18 protein-coding genes are annotated in these 15,255 nt (G+C 62.3%); 13 read left to right on the top strand and 5 right to left on the bottom strand.

Annotated elements, in window-relative coordinates:
* The first annotated feature begins 17 nt into the window (after positions 1 to 17).
* Both phaP and clpS read left to right on the top strand, forming a co-directional pair.
* Positions 18 to 881: a phasin family protein gene (gene phaP / locus AX703_RS12100; RefSeq protein WP_062344347.1), complete on the top strand. Its 864-nt coding sequence runs from the start codon at positions 18 to 20 to the stop codon at positions 879 to 881.
* 188 nt (positions 882 to 1,069) lie between these two features.
* Positions 1,070 to 1,450: an ATP-dependent Clp protease adapter ClpS gene (clpS, locus tag AX703_RS12095; RefSeq protein ID WP_230487749.1), complete on the top strand. Its 381-nt coding sequence runs from the start codon at positions 1,070 to 1,072 to the stop codon at positions 1,448 to 1,450.
* A gap of 43 nt (positions 1,451 to 1,493) precedes the next feature.
* Here the strand turns inward: clpS and AX703_RS12090 are convergent, their stop codons facing one another.
* Positions 1,494 to 1,937 (bottom strand): hypothetical protein, encoded by a 444-nt coding sequence (locus AX703_RS12090; RefSeq protein WP_039337068.1) that lies wholly within the window; start codon positions 1,935 to 1,937, stop codon positions 1,494 to 1,496.
* Between the two features lie 228 nt (positions 1,938 to 2,165).
* Between AX703_RS12090 and lptF the strand changes: the two genes are divergently transcribed.
* The 3 genes from lptF to AX703_RS12075 are packed head-to-tail and all read left to right on the top strand — an operon-like array spanning position 2,166 to position 5,058.
* A complete protein-coding gene (gene lptF / locus AX703_RS12085) occupies positions 2,166 to 3,407 on the top strand; it encodes an LPS export ABC transporter permease LptF (protein ID WP_039337277.1) in 1,242 nt (413 codons plus the stop codon).
* On the top strand, positions 3,397 to 4,497 hold the full coding sequence (gene lptG / locus AX703_RS12080) for an LPS export ABC transporter permease LptG (protein ID WP_062344345.1): 1,101 nt from the start codon (positions 3,397 to 3,399) through the stop codon (positions 4,495 to 4,497). Before lptF ends, lptG begins: the two co-directional genes overlap by 11 nt.
* A 51-nt stretch (positions 4,498 to 4,548) precedes the next feature.
* Complete coding sequence (locus AX703_RS12075; RefSeq protein ID WP_062344361.1) at positions 4,549 to 5,058, top strand: rhodanese family protein; 510 nt, start codon at positions 4,549 to 4,551, stop codon at positions 5,056 to 5,058.
* 19 nt (positions 5,059 to 5,077) lie between these two features.
* Here the strand turns inward: AX703_RS12075 and AX703_RS12070 are convergent, their stop codons facing one another.
* Positions 5,078 to 6,181, bottom strand: coding sequence for a fatty acid desaturase (locus tag AX703_RS12070; RefSeq protein WP_062344342.1), 1,104 nt, complete (start codon positions 6,179 to 6,181; stop codon positions 5,078 to 5,080).
* Between the two features lie 168 nt (positions 6,182 to 6,349).
* Between AX703_RS12070 and AX703_RS12065 the strand changes: the two genes are divergently transcribed.
* Positions 6,350 to 7,510 carry a hypothetical protein gene (locus tag AX703_RS12065; RefSeq protein ID WP_062344341.1) on the top strand — a complete coding sequence of 387 codons (1,161 nt, stop codon included), beginning with the start codon at positions 6,350 to 6,352 and terminating at the stop codon, positions 7,508 to 7,510.
* Positions 7,511 to 7,618: 108 nt separating this feature from the next.
* The gene (locus AX703_RS12060) at positions 7,619 to 8,074 is read left to right on the top strand and encodes a response regulator (protein ID WP_062344339.1); all 456 of its coding nucleotides are present in this window, start codon (positions 7,619 to 7,621) and stop codon (positions 8,072 to 8,074) included.
* Positions 8,075 to 8,311: 237 nt separating this feature from the next.
* On the opposite strand, the gene AX703_RS12055 is transcribed toward AX703_RS12060, so the two are convergent.
* Entirely contained in the window at positions 8,312 to 9,049 is a 738-nt protein-coding gene (locus AX703_RS12055) for a Crp/Fnr family transcriptional regulator (protein WP_062344336.1), read from the bottom strand.
* Positions 9,050 to 9,217: 168 nt separating this feature from the next.
* On the opposite strand from AX703_RS12055, the gene AX703_RS12050 reads away from it, so the two are divergent.
* Positions 9,218 to 9,619, top strand: coding sequence for a response regulator (locus tag AX703_RS12050; protein ID WP_052242631.1), 402 nt, complete (start codon positions 9,218 to 9,220; stop codon positions 9,617 to 9,619).
* An 86-nt stretch (positions 9,620 to 9,705) separates the two neighbouring features.
* Positions 9,706 to 10,500: a response regulator gene (locus AX703_RS12045; protein ID WP_039337064.1), complete on the top strand. Its 795-nt coding sequence runs from the start codon at positions 9,706 to 9,708 to the stop codon at positions 10,498 to 10,500.
* Positions 10,501 to 10,537: 37 nt separating this feature from the next.
* Here AX703_RS12045 and AX703_RS12040 read toward each other — a convergent pair whose 3' ends face one another.
* Positions 10,538 to 12,118, bottom strand: a complete 1,581-nt coding sequence (locus tag AX703_RS12040; protein WP_231735512.1) for a CHASE domain-containing protein — start codon at positions 12,116 to 12,118, stop codon at positions 10,538 to 10,540.
* Between AX703_RS12040 and AX703_RS27930 the strand changes: the two genes are divergently transcribed.
* The 4 genes from AX703_RS27930 to AX703_RS12030 all read left to right on the top strand — a co-directional run bounded on the left by AX703_RS27930 (position 12,102) and on the right by AX703_RS12030 (position 14,597).
* Entirely contained in the window at positions 12,102 to 12,392 is a 291-nt protein-coding gene (locus AX703_RS27930) for a hypothetical protein (protein ID WP_197423700.1), read from the top strand. The two genes, AX703_RS12040 and AX703_RS27930, sit on opposite strands and share 17 nt — an antisense overlap.
* Before the next feature lie 13 nt (positions 12,393 to 12,405).
* The gene (locus AX703_RS28360) at positions 12,406 to 12,675 is read left to right on the top strand and encodes a NepR family anti-sigma factor (RefSeq protein WP_156135854.1); all 270 of its coding nucleotides are present in this window, start codon (positions 12,406 to 12,408) and stop codon (positions 12,673 to 12,675) included.
* The gene (locus tag AX703_RS12035; RefSeq protein ID WP_052242629.1) at positions 12,668 to 13,303 is read left to right on the top strand and encodes a sigma-70 family RNA polymerase sigma factor; all 636 of its coding nucleotides are present in this window, start codon (positions 12,668 to 12,670) and stop codon (positions 13,301 to 13,303) included. The genes AX703_RS28360 and AX703_RS12035 overlap by 8 nt, the downstream gene beginning before the upstream one ends.
* Positions 13,304 to 13,445: 142 nt before the next feature.
* On the top strand, positions 13,446 to 14,597 hold the full coding sequence (locus tag AX703_RS12030) for an AI-2E family transporter (RefSeq protein ID WP_062344332.1): 1,152 nt from the start codon (positions 13,446 to 13,448) through the stop codon (positions 14,595 to 14,597).
* Here AX703_RS12030 and AX703_RS12025 read toward each other — a convergent pair.
* Entirely contained in the window at positions 14,585 to 15,199 is a 615-nt protein-coding gene (locus AX703_RS12025) for a superoxide dismutase (RefSeq protein WP_062344330.1), read from the bottom strand. The genes AX703_RS12030 and AX703_RS12025 overlap by 13 nt on opposite strands.
* Positions 15,200 to 15,255: the final 56 nt, after the last annotated feature.

Genomic DNA, 15,255 nt, shown 5'->3' with positions numbered 1-15,255 from the left:
AAGCAGGAGTCGCCAAGATGGTTGAAGAAACGAAGGAAAGCCCGGAAACCTCCGCCCCCGTGGTGGACGTGCCCGTCGCGCTGGCCGACGCGCCCGAAGCCGTCGCCGGAACTGCCGAGATCGAAGTTGTCGAGCCGGTTGCCGCCGAGAAGCCCAAGGCTTCGCGGCCGCGCAAGGCCAAGCCCGCTGCCAAGCCGGTCGTGGATGCTGAAGCTGCTCCGGTCGAAGCACCTGCCGTGGCAGAGCTGGTTGCACCGAAGGCGCGCAAGCCCCAGGTCGCAAAGGCGAAGCCCGTTCGTCAGGCTCCCAAGCCTGCCCCCAAGGCCCGTCCGGCCAAGCCACCCGTGGTGGCCGCTCCGACGGCCGCGGTGAAGCCCGCAGCCAAGCGTCCTTTCACCGCCATTCCAAGCGTGAAGAAAACAAGCGCCGCCCTCATGAATGCGGCGCCCAGAAAGGAACTGTTCGCAATGGCTACCACCACCGAAATGACCGAAAAGATGACCGCTGCATTCAAGGACGCTCAGGACAAGGCCAAGGCCGCCTTTGGCGACGCCGGCGAGTTTGCCAAGGGTAACGTCGAAGCCGTGGTCGAATCGACCAAGATCCTGGCTTCGGGCCTTCAGGAAATGACCAAGGGTTATGTTGCCGAGACCAAGTCGGTCTTCGAAGCGATGACCGCTGACGTCAAGGAACTGACCACGGTCAAGTCGCCCACCGAATTCTTCGAGAAGCAGTCAGCCCTGCTCCGCAAGAACTTCGACGCTGCGGTTGCCGCCAGCTCGAAGAACAGCGAAGCCATGCTGAAGCTCGCGAACGAGGCCTTCCAGCCGATCTCGACCCGCGTCAGCCTCGCGGTCGAAAAGATCAAGAAGGCCGCCTGAGCCTGACCGGCAGCGCCAACCGCGCTGCCAGCCACAAGATAAAGGGCCGGTCGGGTACTCCCGCCGGCCCTTTTGCCGTTCTGATGCTGTCGTGCTGTCGTATCAGCGCAACAATTCGCCATCCTCATGCCACCATCCCCTTCGTGCCCCTTGTGAAGCGGGCCGGTGAGTGCGATATTCGAGGCATCATGAGAGCCGAACCTTTCGATCAACCGGACCTGTCCGTTCCGCTGCGCTGTGCAGAGGGTGACGACACACGTGGTCCGGGCGGAGACGATCAGGTCGGCATCGCTACCAAGACCCGCGCCAAGCCGAAGAAGCCCAGCCAGTTCAAGGTGCTGATGCTGAACGATGATTACACCCCGATGGAATTCGTGGTGATGGTCCTGAAGCGCTTCTTTCACATGGATCTGGAACAGGCAACGCGTGTGATGCTCCACGTCCATCAGCGCGGCGTGGGCGTTTGCGGCGTCTATCCCTACGAGATCGCCGAGACAAAGGTGAACCAAGTGATGGACTTCGCCCGGCAGAACCAGCATCCGCTGCAATGCACGCTGGAAAAGGCGTAAAGCCACCGCTTACCTGACGCAAAGCGCCAGATCGCGAAGGCCGTCAGTGTGCCGTCAAGGCTCCGGTTTCCACAGCCTGGCGGGCGAACGCACGCAGCAGCGCCGCGATCCAAGCCATGGCCAGGCTCTGGGCCTCACGCGAATGCGCGCCGACGCCGCCATCGAGAATCACCTGCGCGACGAACGAACCGTCCTTGAGGCGCCCGCCAGTGAAGATGGCATCACGCGGGATCAGCGCCACCGCGGCCGATTCGAACGCGCCGGAATCAGCAAGGACTCCGATCCAGTCGAACGCGGCATTCAGGCGTCCGCCTTCTTCCTCGGTGTGCGGCGAAGCAATCTCGAGAAGAACCCGCTCGAATCCCTTGCGCTGTTCGGTGGGGGCGAGTTGCTCGCACCAGCGCGCCAGCGCGCTCAACCTTTCCGGATCGGGTTGACCGCCGGCAAAGCCTGCGAACCACGCACTACCGGTTTGCTCATGCGACATCTTGGAACTTTCCCTCACTGGCACTGGCATTATTTCTATGACTTTCAGCGAGGCAATTCCATAACTTTCGTTATGACTTGCGAAAGTCGCGCCGGTTTTCCCTTCCACGAAGCCGTGCGAAGCGCTAGTCCGTAAAAGCTCATGGCTGGTTCACCTGTCGGCAGCCACTCGGGCAAGGCCCAGGCCCCGCCGAATATCGATCCACGAAAAGACGCCAGCACCCGCCACGTGAAGTTCCTTACCGCCACCGATCGCTACATTGCCCGGCTCGTATTCGTGCCGATGCTGTCGGTGTTCGTCCTCGCCGCGTCTCTGCTCATCCTCGACAAGATGCTGAAGCTGTTCGACTTCGTGGCGACAGAGGGCGGACCGGTCAGTGTCGTGTTCAAGATGCTGGCGAACCTGCTGCCGGAATATGCCAGCCTTGCCATCCCGCTCGGCCTGATGCTCGGCATCCTGTTCGCTTTCCGCAAGCTGGCGATGAGTTCCGAACTCGACGTGATGCGTGCGGTCGGGTTGTCCTATACCCGCCTGCTGCGCGTGCCCTACATGTTCGCGATCGGACTTGCGGCGCTGAACCTGCTGATTGTCAGCTATCTCCAGCCGCTATCGCGCTATTACTACGAACAGCTCCAGTTCGAGCTGCGCTCGGGCGCACTGGGCGCGTCGATCAAGGTCGGCGAGTTCAATTCGCTGCAGGACCGCACCGCCTTGCGCGTCGATTCGAGCCGCGACGAAGGCCGTGACCTGCGCGGCATTTTCGCCCGCCTGCAGACCTCGAATGGGCAGGTCATGGTGATCTCGGCGCGAGAGGGACGCTTCTTTGCGAACAAGGAAAGCCCGGACACGGTGATCCTGCGCCTGACCGACGGTCAGATCGTGCAGGACGGACCGGGCATTGCCTCGCCGCGCGTGCTGACCTTTGCCAGCCACGATCTGCCGATCGACCTGCCGAGGATCGAGCAGTTCCGCCAGCGCGGCGATGCCGACCGCGAGTATTTTCTCCCCGAGTTGCTGCAGATCGGCTGGAACGACCGTTATTCCGAAGAGATTCGCAATCAGTCGAAGGCCAGCCTGAATTATCGGCTGGTCGAGGTCGTGATGATGTTCCTGCTGCCGCTTCTGGCAGTGGCGCTGGCGGTTCCGCCCAAGCGGTCGACTTCGGCACTGGGCGTATTCCTGTCGATCGTGCTCGTGGTCGCCTATCACAAGGTCAACCAGTACGGGCAGGACGTGGCCAGCCTTGGCCGGATCGACCCAGTGCTCGCCCTTTGGGGGCCGTTCGTGGTCTTTTCAGCCCTGATCCTGTGGATGTACTGGAAGATCGCCTACGTTCCCGGTGGCCAGCCGATCGGTGCCCTCGAAACCGGCTTTGCCAAGGTTTCGCGTTCGATCCGCAAGCTGTTCGAGCGCAAGCGGCTGCGCGATGAGCCTGCCCTTGTCGAGGAAGACGCCGCCCATGCAGCTTGAATTCTTCCCGTCGCGCACTCTGGCGAAATACATCGCGAAGATGTTTGCGGTGCGCATCGTTGCCGTGCTGCTGATGCTGGTACTGGTCCTGCAAATGCTCGACCTGTTGAGCGAGAGCGGCAAGGTGCTGGCAGCGGCCGGAAACGGACAGGGCGAGCTGCTGACGTATGTGTCCTTGCGCATGCCGCAACTCATAAGCCGGTTCCTGCCCTATTCGGTGCTGCTGGCCACGATCATCACGCTGATGACGCTGAACCAGAACAGCGAGGTCATCGCGATGAAGGCGGCGGGCCTTTCCGCGCATCAGGTGCTGGCACCACTGTTTCTCGTTGCGGCGGTCACCTCCGCGGTGACCTTCGGCTTCAACGAACGCATCGTCACACGGTCGACTGCTACGCTCAAAGCCTGGCAGAACGTGGAATATGGGCCGATCCCGCAGGAATCGGCGATCAAATCCAACGTCTGGCTGCAGGACGGACCGAACATCCTGTTCGCCCGCTCGGTTGCCGGCGAAGGCAAGTCGATGCGGATGGATGGAGTCAGCTGGTATCGCCGCGACCCAACCGGGATGGTGACCGAAATCGTCACTTCGCCCTCGGCGGCCTATGCCAATCCGGGCTGGAAATTCCGCGATCCTGTTGTGTTCGATGTACAATCTGCCCGAAAGACGTCGATCGGCCGCGACGAGGTCTTTGCCAAGACGGTGGAACCGGTCCAGGTCACGATCAGCCGGGTCGATGCCGACGCGGAATCGTTGACCCAGCTATCGGGTTCGCTCGCCGCCATCCGAGAGGCAGGCTTTCGCACCACCGAGCTTGATGGCAAGTGGTGGCACAAGCTTTCTGGGCCGCTTTCAGCGCTGCTCATGCCTCTTCTCGGTGCCGTGGCAGCATTTGGCCTGGCGCGATCAGGACACCTCTTCGTGCGCGCGGTGATCGGCATGGCGCTGGGCTTTGCCTACTTCGTATTCGACAACGCGGCCTTGGCCATGGGCAATTTCGGCGCTTATCCGCCGCTGCTGGCCGCCTGGGCACCTTTCGTCCTGTTCTTCCTCATCGGCGAGACGGTGCTGATCCGGACCGAGGAATAGACCTTAAAATTAGATATTGCTAATTTTCGTAATATCTAATATATGGAGGCCATGACGCTTCCAACCATCACCCCTGCACAAGCCAAGGCGCTGCTCGACGAGGGCGCCCGGCTCATCGACATCCGCGACGCCGACGAACATCGCCGGCAGAGCATTCCGGGCGCGGCCAACATGCCGCTGTCGGCGCTGGAGCCGGTATCCGGCCATCCTGCGGTGATCTGGCATTGCCGTTCGGGCATGCGCACCGCTGCCAACGCCGATCGGCTCGCCGCCGTGTCCGACTGTCCCGGCTACCTTCTGGAAGGGGGCATTGACGGCTGGTGCTCGGCCGGCCTGCCGGTGAAGACCGATGCCAAGGCGCCACTCGAGATCATGCGGCAGGTCCAGATGATCGCAGGGCTGCTGATCCTTGCCGGCGTGGCGCTTTCGCTCACCGTGGCGCAGGGCTTCGTCGCGCTTTCGGCATTCGTCGGTGCGGGCCTGTTCATGGCCGGGGCAACCGGCTGGTGCGGCATGGCCAGGCTGCTTGGCCTGATGCCGTGGAACCGCCGCGCCGCCTGAGGCAGCGTGGCCTTTCCACTCAGCGCGGCATCATCGTGCTGCGCGCCAGCCTGCCGACGAGCGGCAGCAGGCCGTTGTAATTGCCCTTCTCATACGTCGAGCCAGTGCCGAGGTGCGCCACGATCCGGCGGTGCGCTTCGGCCAGCGAGTGATAGGGCATCGAGGGCAGCAAGTGGTGCAGCGCGTGGTAGCGCAGACCAACCGGCGCCCACAGCGGCGCCAGCCAGGCGGGCGGGGGTACGTTGACGGAATCGAGGTACTGGCCGGTCACGGTCATGGCCTCGCCCTCGTTCTCCCACAGATGCGCCACCAGCGTACGGATCTGGTTGAGCAGCGCGGTCAGCGAGATCACTGCAATCCCGATCAGCAGCGGACGCCACGAGTGCGTCGCGCTCCACCACAACACGAACAGCGCCCAGGCCGATGCACCCAGTTCCTGCCAGAACACCATGCGCGCAAATTCGCCTTCGGGCGGACGGCGGCGGAATTCCGGGTTGATCGATAGCGCAGAGGCACGCTCCCACACCAGGCGGCGCAGTGGCGGGATGACCGCCCCCAGCGGCACGAGGATTGCCGAGCGGATCAGCAGACCTATCGGCAGCAGCAGGGCGACCAGCGCGAACAGCGGCAGCGACCACGGTTTCATCAGCGCGAGCGGCAGGTACTCAGGGTCCTCGACCGTGCCATAGCGCGTGCGCGCATGGTGCAGCGTGTGGACGCCTTCGTACATGAGCGAGGGCGTCAGCATCGGGATGCCGACCAGCAGGTTCCACGCAAAGCGGAAGCCCGGCAGCGCGTTCTTGTGGATGTGGGTGAGTTCGTGGATGAACAGCAAGGCGCGGTAGAGCGCGAGCGCCGCGACCACGCCGGACAGCGCGGCGACGGGCGGATTGCCGATCAGGATCGCGCCGGCCAGCGCGGCGTAACCAAGGGCTGCAGAGCCCAGCATGTCGGGCCAGTAGATCTCGGGCCGCGCGGTCGCGATATCGCGCGTCAATTCGACGGCGGAGCGGAGCATTTCCTTGTCGTCAGGCGTGCCTGCCAGGCCGCGGGAAAGCTTGGCAGCTTCGGCACCGGCAGGAGCCACGTCGCGGGGAGTTTCAAGCGTATCGGTCGCAATCATGCCACAAATTCCAGTATGACCCGTATCTACCGGCTCAGGCCGGCTTTTTTTTGCACCAAGCAATAGCCTCTGGGCGTCCCCACACCGCGCCCTGCGGCTTGACAATGCGCCGGTCGGGACCGCAGTCCCATCGGCAACGACCCCATATCCGCAAACAAAGGCAAGATCGTGGCTCAAGGCGAAGTAATCATCACACCGGTTTCCGGCAAGGCTGACCGAAAGGCCTTCGTCGACCTTGCGTATCGCCTCAATGCCAGTGACTCCAACTGGGTACCGCCGCTGCGGATGGAAGCCGAAGAGCTGATCACGCCCGGCAAGAACCCGTTCTTCGAACATGCCGACGTGCAACTGTTCCTTGCTCGCCGGGGCAGCGCTGTTGTGGGTCGTATCTCCGCCCACATCGATCATCTGGCGATCGCCATGGATCCCAGGCAGGGCATGGGGCCGGGCACGGGGAACTGGGGCCTGCTCGAGGCCGAGGACGAGGCCGTCGCGCAGGCACTGATCGGCCGCGCTGAAGGCTGGCTGCGCGAAAAGGGCATGACCCGCGTGCTTGCGCCCTTGTCGATGTCGATCTGGGAAGAGCCGGGCCAGTTGACCATGGGCTTTGATCATCCACCGACAGTGATGATGGGCCACCAGCCGCAGCGCTATGACGATTATATCAAGGCCTTGGGCTACCAGCCGGCCAAGACGCTCAATACCTACGAGCTCGACATCACCAAGGGCTTCCCGCCGCTGATCCAGCGCATTGTCCAATCGGGCGAGAAGAACGCCAAGATCCGCATCCGCAATGTCGACAAGTCGAAGTTCGATGCAGAAGCCGCGCTGATCCTCGACATCCTTAACGATGCCTGGTCGGACAACTGGGGCTTTGTCCCGTTTACCGACACCGAGATCAAGTATGCCGGCAAGAAGTTCAAGCCGATCGTGCGCGAAGACCTGATCATGATCGCCGAGTACGAGGGCGAGCCGGTGGCCTTCATGATGACACTGCCCGATCTCAACGAAGTGCTGAAGCCGATGGGCGGAAAGCTGTTCCCGTTCAACTGGGCCAAGCTGCTGCTGTGGCTGCGCAAGCCGCGGGTGCGCACCATGCGCGTGCCGCTGATGGGTGTGCGCAAGCGCCTCCAGGCCTCGCGCCTGGCAAGCCAGTTGGCCTTCATGATGATCGAGGCGATCCGCCTCAACGCGGTGCGCGACTACGGCGCCTCGCGCGGGGAGATCGGCTGGATTCTCGACGACAATCAGGGGATGAACGCGATCGCCGAAGCGATCGACAGCCACGTCAACAAGACTTACGTGATTTACGACAAGCCTCTAGTCTGAGCCTGCCGGCCTGTTCGCGCCCGTCAACATGGCGGGCGGGACGGGCGGTGGAACGCTGCTTGGCTGCCCGCGTTCATCGAGACAGGTCAGATCAGGGGGCGACAGACGGTGCCGACTACGACACAGGACAACAAGAAGACGGCGCGACGAAAGTCTGGCCGTGCGCTTGGTCCTGCTCTGGTTGTGGAAGACGATGGCCTGGTTGCCATGGACATCGCCGACGCTCTTGGCGAAGCGGGTGCAGCACCGGTAACGACTTGCGCCAGCGTTGCGGAGGCAATGGCGCAGCTGGAACAGTATGTTCCATCGATCCTGGTCCTCGACGTGCACCTTGCAGACAGGGGCGATGGTTGGGCCTTGGCAGAACTGGCCATTCAACTGGGCGAGAACTCGCCGCTGATCATCTTCACCACCGCGACGCCTGAAGCCATCCCCGATACAGCCGCAGGGCTTGGCCGCGTCCTGCCCAAGCCCTTCAGCACTGCCGCACTGGTATCCTTGATACAGCAGGAACGGCCACGTGGCATTCTGGGCCGCATCCGGAGCGCCCTTGCTGGCCAATAAGTCCGGTTGAGCGAATTCCTCCCAACCCTCGGAAACGAAAGCCCCAGCCGCGCGGGGAGCGCAGCCGGGGCCGATCAACCAAAAAAAGGTCCCCGACGTTTCCATCGGGGACCTTTCGGGATCGTATCACCAGCCGCTTGGACGGGAGGGGGGGTCTCGGCGGTGACATACCCTAAACGAGCGTCCCTGAAGGCGGTTCCAAGCTCTCGAAAAATTTTTATCCTTTTAAATCAACGCTTAGATATAAGGCCGCGAAGAAAATGTGCTGCCATCGATCTTTGCGTAGGCTTTTGCCGCGGCAATATCGGGAACGCTGATGGTCGAAAGGGTCCAGTCGACCAGCCCCATGCGCCTGAGGGTTTGCAGGGTACGGTTGGTGTGGACCAGCGACAGCCCCAGCATATCGGCAATCTGCCCCTGCGTAACCGTCAGCGCGAGGACACCGCCCGGCGCAATTCCCGTATCGATGCCGCGCTGGACGAGAAACACGGCAAGCGCCGCCATCCGCTCGCGCGCGTTGCGCTGGCCGAGCGAGACGAGGTGTTCCTCCAGCGCCGCTTCCTCGTGGGCCGCAAGCCAAGTCAGGTCAAACGACAGTCTTGGCTGCTGGGCAACCAGATCGAAGAACTTCTCGCGTACGAAAGTGCACAAGGTGGCATTGGTCAGCGCCTCGACAGTGTGGCTCATTTCCGCATCGAGTGCCGCCTGCAGCCCGAGAAAGTCACCCGGGAACATGAAATTGATGATCTGGCGCCGGCCATCCTCAAGCAGGCGTGTCCGCATGAGGACCCCCGAGAGCACGGTATAGAGGAACGTCGGCCGCGTCCCCTGTGCAAAAACCTGCTCGCCCCGGGTGAAGCGCATTTCACCGTGGCGGAACGCGGCAATCCACTGGCGCACATCTGCCGGCGGCTGATGCAAAGCCTCGCAATCAGCCAGCGGGCACGCCAAGCACGGCTGTCCTCCGTTCAGCATCAAGTACCCCCCTCCTCCACCTTGATCCTGCACCATTGCGCCGACTTCCCGCCCGGCGCCGTAGTCTGCATCGTCCCTGCCCATACCCAAGCCTTTCATCATCAGTCCGCCGGACCTGCTATGTCAAAAGACAGGGTTTGTTCCCGTGATGTGCCTTAGGGTTCCCGGATGGAACCGAAAAACGAAGCTGCCGTCAGACACGGTCAGGATCTTGTCCTCGTTGTCGAAGACAGCCTTCTCGTCGCCATGGCCATCGAAGATTCCTTGATGGAACGCGGACTTACGGTGGCTGTTGCCTCCACCATTGAAGCGGCAACGGACCTTGTGGCGAGAGGCCTGCCGGCAGTCGCCTTGCTGGATCTGCAGCTTCCCGACGGCAACTCGCTGGAACTTGCATCGCGCCTGTATGAAGCGGGCTGCGCAGTGGCCATCACTTCCGGGCTGGATTCCGGATCGGTGCCGGACAGCCACGGATTTGCCATCCAGTTCCGCAAACCCACTTCGCCGGACCTTCTTGCCGATTGGGTCGTTACCACATTGCAGACGCTGCCCGCATCGCAGGCGGGGTAAGCGCATTTTTCCTCTTGTTCCCGATCGGGAACCGGATGACGTTATGGTGCGTTTGATCGCACGTTACTATCCGGGAAGGGGTGCGAATGACTCTGGGTGCCAAGGTTGCCAATCAACTCCCTTATCTGCGCCGCTACGCGCGCGCATTGACGGGAAGCCAGAGCGCGGGCGATTCGTTCGTGCGCGCAACTCTGGAAGCGGCGCTTGCTGACGACTCCCTGCGTGCGATGATCGGCGAAGGGCGTCCGCAGCTCTATCATGCGTTCAACCGGGTTTGGTCGACGGCCTACGTCGACACGGTGGACCGGTCGAGCGGCTTGCTCGGCGATCATGAAGCCGCCGCGCAGGAACGGCTCGCGGCCATGACGCCCGCCAATCGCCAGGCTCTTCTGCTGACCACGCTGGAAGACTTCAGCATCGAGGAAGCAGCCTTCATCATGGGTCGCGAGCCTGCTGATGTCGAACTGCTGGTTCAGGATGCCGTTGCCGAGATCGACCGCGAATCTGCCACGTCGGTTCTCATTATCGAGGACGAGCCGCTCATCTCGATGCAGCTCGAGGACCTCGTCCGCTCGCTCGGCCACGATGTCTGCGGCATGGCGGCAACGCGCACTCAGGCGCTGGAGATCGTCCAGCGCGAACAGCCCGGCCTGGTGCTTGCCGACATCCAGTTGGCTGATGGCAGCTCGGGCCTTGACGCCGTGGACGACATCCTGCGCATCGGGTCTGTGCCGGTCATTTTCATTACCGCCTATCCCGAGCGCCTGCTTACCGGCGATCGTCCGGAGCCGACCTACCTGATCACCAAGCCCTTCCAGGAGCAGACCGTGCGCACCGCGATCAGCCAGGCGCTGTTCTTCGGATCAAGTCGTCCGCTCTAAAGACTTTCGGACCACTGACCAAGAAAAGGGCGCGGTGTCAGCCGCGCCCTTGTCGTATGGCGAAATCGCCGCGCCGTCTGACCGGAATGAGCAGGCTGCAGCGCACGCCTTCGGCCTCGAACTTCAGGTCGACCGGATTGCGCAATTCGTGCGCAACGATCTTCTCTACCAGTTCTGTGCCGAAACCGCGCTTGCGGCGAACGGTGGTGTCGATCGCAGGGCCTCCCCGTTCGACCCATTCGATGCGGGCCAGGTTCTCGCCGGCCATATCCCATGTGACCGACACTTGCCCGGTCTCGACACTTAACGCCCCGTACTTTGCCGCGTTTGTGGCCAGTTCGTGGATGGCAAGCCCCAGCGACAAGGCATCGTTCGGCGCGAGTTCCACGTCAGGGCCTGAGATAACGAGATGGCGTTGGGCATCTTGCGCATAGGGCGCGAGTTCGGCCCTTACGACAGCCATGACCGGCGTCGTTCCCCAATCGGACTGCGTCAGCAAATCGTGAGTTGCCGACAGCGCGCGAATGCGCATTTCCAGGCTGTCGGCAAATTCCGGCAGGCTCGTCGCACGGCGACGCGTCAGCGAGATGATCGAAAGCACGTTGGCCAAAGTGTTCTTGACGCGGTGGTTGAGTTCGCGCGTCAACGAGTTGCGGATCGAGGACTGCTGCTCGAACCAGGCCAGGGCGATGCGGTCTTCCACGGCCTGCTGGGTCAGCAGACGGGCGAGGACCAGAAGCAAAGTTGCAACGAGCAGGCCGAACAGCAGCGACATGACCGACATTATCGAAAGCATCGGTGTTGTCGGTGCCTCGATCTCCAGAACGAAGCGATGCCCGGCGATGTCGAGGGCCTGACGGATGATCCGTCCGGATGCTCCGCTCGGGGCGACTTCCGCCATGAGCGTTCTGCCGGATGCATCTTCATCAAAGAGTCGCACGCCCGCACCCCCGAGGTGGCTGGCATCGACAGAAGATTCCAGGAAGCGCTGCGCATTGTAGGGAGAGTAGACGTATCCGCGCAGCGTGCGGGGGTTGGGATCGGTGTTCAGGGTATACACCGGCATGTAGATGAGGAACCCCGGCTTGCGCGTCTCCTTGCCTTCCTGCTGCAGCACCACAGCACCCGAGGCCGTGGGCTGGCCGGTCCGCTCGGCCGATTTCATCGCCGCGCGGCGCGCCGCTTCGGAAAACATGTCGAATCCGATCGCACGTCGATTGCGCGGGGTATCGGGCTCGAGGAACATCACTGGGACTACGAACGGACGTTCGGCATCGGGCTTGGGCCTGATCGCAAAATCGCTCACCCCTCCGTTCTGCATGATTGCTTCAACCGTCGGTATGTCGGCGCTGTTAACCTTCATCGCCCAGCCGATCCCATCGGATCCGACATATCGGCCATCAAGATGCAGTTGGCGGATAAAGGTACGGAACAGCGGTGCCTCGACCATCTGCTGTGTCGCGAACAACGCTGCACTTGAACGCAGATAGGCGGCATTGGCGTTGGACCGCCGCTCCAGACCGGACGCGACGGACTGGGCAAGTTGCGCCGTGGTGGCGGTTTGGCGACGATCTTCGGCAGTTTCGATGGCTGCGACGCTGATGACCGTGACTGCCATGGTAAGGCCAAAAATACCGACGGGCAGGGCGCGGGGAAAGCGCTCGTACCATCTGGGCGTCAGCTTTTTCTGGGCAAGCAATTTCTCCATCGCGCGCCCGTTGTCCCTTCCATTGCAGGTTTCACCAAAAAACCCGCTTCCCCCGATACAGCCAAACGCCCGCGAAGCGAAAATTTCGCTGCAAGCATCAGGTCGGGAACCGACAGGAGCCAATATCGTTCCACATCAAAACCTCGCGTCGCGTGCTTTGCCGTTTACCTTGATCGCTTTCTGATGAAAGCAATTCAGTGGACGGGCGCGATGCATTCAGAAATGCGCATCTGCCGCGCCGTTGCGGTCACACTTTGGATTTATCCCTGGAGGGGGAGGCGTTGACAGAGCGAATGTCGAAAGAACAACCAATGAATCCGGGTCAGCAGCGCCGCAAAGGCGGAAAACCGCGCCCGCCCGAATGGGCAGATGGGCTCAAGCGCCTTTACGATTCCGTACTCGATGAACCTCTGCCAGACACCTTTGCCGATCTGCTGAACAAGCTGGACGATCCGTCCAATGGCTGAAGCTGCTCCGAAGGCTGCCGGTGTTGACATCGACAAGACGCCTCGCCCCGCCAGCGATCCGGTCACGTTCAAACGCGAACTGACCGGCGTCATCCCCCACCTTCGCGCGTTCGCGCGCGGTCTTTGCGGCAGGCCGGATCTTGCCGATGATCTGGTGCAGGAAACGCTGCTCAAGGCCTGGGCCGCGCAGGAGCGGTTCGAGCCGGGCACCTCGATGCGTGCATGGACTTTCGTGATCCTTCGCAATGCCTACCTGACCGACATGCGCCGGAACCGCTTCCGCGCCGACTATGATGAAACCGTAGCTGAACGGATCCTGGTCGCCCCCGCCGCGCAGGAGGGGCCCATGCACCTTTCAGACATGCACCGAGCCTTGCTCACGCTTCCGCCCGAACGGCGCGAGGCCTTGCTGCTGGTGGGCGCAGGCGGCTTCAGTTACGAGGAAGCCGCCCAGATTTGCGGTTGTGCCGTGGGTACAATCAAGAGCCGCGTTGGTCGCGCCCGAGCAGCACTGTCGCAAATGATCGAGAATGGGCAAATCCCGCGCCGCAGCACTGATGATGCGGTGGCCCACTCGGCAATCATGAGCGAACTCGATCATACCGTACACGCCGGCAGCCAGTCCTGACGGACTGCTCTGTCGGAGCAGCAACACTCCCCTGCAAATTCACGCGGCCTCCTGCCAAGGCTATTGATCAGCGCCTGACAACGGTGGATGGAACATTGAAACCTCCGTCAGGCCCGTTTGCGTGAATCAACAGCCGTCAGAAATGCTGGAAAGACCGCTGGACGTCGACGATCCGGCGGATCGTCGTGCACGGCTGCAATCGGCCATTGTCCTTTTGCTGGGGCTGGGGCTGTTCCTTGCCTTGCCGTTCGTGCTCTCCATCGGGTCGGTGGTCTTTCTCCCTCCGGTGACGGCGATGATCTTCACGATCGTCATGTCGCCGCTTGCCGACCGACTGACCCGTCTGGGCCTGCCAAACATGCTGGCGTCCTTCATCGCGATCTGCGCGCTGATCGCAGTCGTGTTGATGGCGCTACTGCTGATCCTGCAGCCCGCGTTCGTGATGGTGGATCAGGTCCCGGCCCTGGCCCGGCAGGTTGCCGGACGGTTTGCCGAGCTTCGCGGAAACCTTTCATGGATCGCCGATGTGAACCGGCAGCTTGCCCGGATCACCGGGCATTCGGCCACACGCGAAGTGGTTGTCGCCAGTCCGTCAGTGATCGAACAGGTCGCCTTTGCCACGCCGAGCGTGATCCTCGAAACCCTGCTTACCCTGCTGATGACCTTCTTCATGATCGAATCGCGCATTCGCATGAAGCGACGCATCCTGCTGGATCGCCATTCCTTCAACGCCTCGGTCCGCCTCGCACGGGTCCTGCGCGATGTGCAGGAGCGTGTCGCGAGCTACATCCTTACCGTGGCACAGGTGAACTTCGGCGTCGGCGTCGTCGTGGCGCTGGGAGCATCGGGCTTTGGCCTCGCCGCGCCGGTCATGTGGGGCGGCCTTGCCTTCGTGCTCAATTTTCTGCCCTACCTGGGACCACTGGTGATGATGGGACTGCTGGCTCTGGTGGGGCTCGGCACGGCCAGCAGCGTGGCGGTGGGTCTGGTGCCGGTTCTTGCCTACCTGGTGCTCCACGCTATCGAATCGAATGTGCTGACCCCGTCGATCCTCGGCGCGCGCTTCACCCTCAATCCCGTCGCGATCCTGCTGTCGATCAGCTACTTTTCGTGGATCTGGGGCGTGCTCGGCGCACTGCTTTCGGTCCCGATCCTGCTGACCATCGCCGCGCTGCTTGATCATATCGGCAGGCCGAACCTCGTCGGCTTCCTGTTTGGCGAGGCTCTTTTCGAACCTGCCCGCCTCGCCGGTATCGACGAGGACGGGCAAGCGGATGCGAATCAGGCCGGATAGGTCCAGGTGCCATCGCGGCCGAGGTTCTCGGCGGCAAACTCCCAGTTCAGATGCTTTTCGATCACCGCCTTGAGATATTCGGGGCGCAGGTTCTTGTGGTCGAGGTAGTAGGCGTGCTCCCACAGGTCGATGACCAGCAGCGGCTTGGCATCGCCGGTGGCAAAGGTCGCCGCGTCATGCGTCTGTTCGACAGCCAGCTTGTCGCCGCGGGCCACGAGCCAGACCCAGCCCGAGGCAAAGTGTGCCGCGCCCTGTGACGCCAGTTCCTCGCGCAGGCGGTCGAGCGAGCCGAAGCTGCCTTCGATCGCTGCAGCAAGATCGCCGGTCGGCTCGGACGAGGTCGGTGTCAGGCTATTCCAGTAGAAGGCGTGGTTCCAGCTCTGCGCAGCATTGTTGAACAGGCCCTTGTCGCCCTTTGCCTCGGCAGCGGCGACGACTTCCTCGAGGCTCTTGTCCGCCAGGTCCGTGCCCTCGATCGCGGCATTGGTCTTATCGACGTAGGCCTTGTGATGCTTGCCGTGGTGCGTCTGCAGCGTCGCCGCCGAGATGCTCGGCTCGAGTGCGGTATCGGCATAGGGAAGCGGGGGAAGTGTAATCGCCATGATAGTCAACGTCCTTGCTTGGAAATCTGCGTCGCAGACCAACGCGCGAGGTAGTC

Source organism: Novosphingobium sp. CCH12-A3 (genome assembly GCF_001556015.1).
GTDB lineage: Bacteria > Pseudomonadota > Alphaproteobacteria > Sphingomonadales > Sphingomonadaceae > Novosphingobium > Novosphingobium subterraneum.
The sequence above is the reverse complement of the archived record's forward strand: the minus strand, read 5'-3'. Positions and strand labels throughout refer to the sequence as shown.